Raw genomic sequence first — 1596 nt, 5'->3', positions numbered from 1 at the left:
CTTTGGTATGATATTAGCATAGTCCAAACTGCTGACTACAGTGGTGACAGGCTATGCTTATTTTGATATAATAAGAAGGTAATGGACTGACGGTCACCCCCTTAGAACTAAGCGTTCGTAATAGAAAGTGTCAGCCGCCTTCTTGTTATAAAATTCGATTAAGCAGGTTGTACCTGCTGTGTTTACAGCAGCGTTCGCATCACTAACCAAAATGAATTTTAATAAGCTCCTGAGCGGAAACATTACAAAATATCAGAAAGAAGGATTTATCATGATTAGTGTAGGAATTGATGTATCAAAAGGAAAAAGTACTGTTTGCATTATGAAACCTTGCGGCGAAATACTTGAATCACCCTTTGACATTGGTCACACTGCCGATGAACTGGATTCTCTTATTTCTCTCATCAAATCATTCGATGAAGAAACCCGTGTTGTTATGGAAGATACAGGTCACTATCATCTTCCTGTTGCGACCTATTTATCTTCTCACAACATTTTTGTATGCTGTGTAAATGCCTTGCGTATGAAGAAGTTCTGCTCGCAAAGCATAAGACGAGCAAAAACCGATAAAATTGATTCGATTAAAATCGCATCTTTCGGTATTACATACTGGAACGAGCTTGTTAAGGCTTATCCCTCTAATGTTATATACGATGAACTTAAATTTCTTGCACGTCAGTATTATCAGGTTACAGGTATGCTTGTTAAATCAAAGGTGAACTTCTCCAATCTTCTTGACCAAGTTATGCCCAAAATCAATGATGTTCTTTCAAATCAAGGTGAAAATCACAAGCTGACCGAGTTTGTCAGTCGATATATTCATTTTCAGAATATTCTCGATATGGGAGAAATGAAATTTACATCTGATTACTGCAAATGGGCAAAGAAAAAGGGATACCGCTTAAACGAGCGTAAGGCAGCGGAAATCCTTGCCCTTGCTCAAAACGGTATCCCTACGCTTCCTAACTCCCAATCCGTCAAAATTGCCGTTAGTGAAGCCGTCAAGCTGATCCACTCAATAGAGGAATCACGCAATACCATTTTAGCACAAATGCAGGATCTTTGCAACACCTTGCCTGAATATTCTGTTGTCAAGGAAATGGATTGTATCGGAGATACACTTGCTCCACGTATCATTGCTGAAATTGGCGATGTACGCAGATTCAAAAACAAGCACTCTCTCATTGCCTATGCAGGCATTGACGCTCCGCCTTATCAGTCGGGTGCATTCCACGCTTCTGAGCGTCATATATCCAAGCGTGGAAACAGTTATCTGCGAAAAACAGGCTACGAGATCATGCAGTCCTTAATCAAACACAAACCTGCCGACAATGCTGTCTATGACTTTATTCAGAAGAAACGCAGCGAAGGGAAATGCGGCAAAGAAGCAATGATTGCGGGGCTTAACAAATTCCTTCGAGTTTACTACGGCAAGGTTATGGAGTTTTACTCCGAACATTAATTGTAGTCTCAGGTACATACTCATCGGGCGTTTGAATACTTCCTTCAAACGTCAGCTTTGCTATATCGTTTTTTCCTTTGCTTCTTTTCTCAACTTTGTTCATTTTGCCTATTGATTTTTCTTAGCAGGTTTCT

The 1596-nt window shown here is 40.0% G+C and carries 1 protein-coding gene; it reads left to right on the top strand.

Translation table 11 applies throughout. The annotated features are described in order from the left end of the window. Positions 1-271: 271 nt before the first annotated feature. Entirely contained in the window at positions 272-1462 is a 1191-nt protein-coding gene (locus AB5123_RS14290) for an IS110 family transposase (protein ID WP_038670590.1), read from the top strand. Positions 1463-1596 lie beyond the last annotated feature (134 nt).

This window comes from Ruminococcus sp. RTP21204st1_B2_RTP21204_210225, assembly GCF_040914135.1.
Classification (GTDB): domain Bacteria; phylum Bacillota; class Clostridia; order Oscillospirales; family Ruminococcaceae; genus Hominimerdicola; species Hominimerdicola aceti.
This window is presented reverse-complemented; position numbering and strand designations above follow the sequence as displayed.

Bases quoted from the DNA above. Each gene is read 5' to 3' on its own strand.
- AB5123_RS14290 (WP_038670590.1), top strand. From the start codon at position 272: ATGATTAGTGTAGGAATTGATGTATCAAAAGGAAAAAGTACTGTTTGC.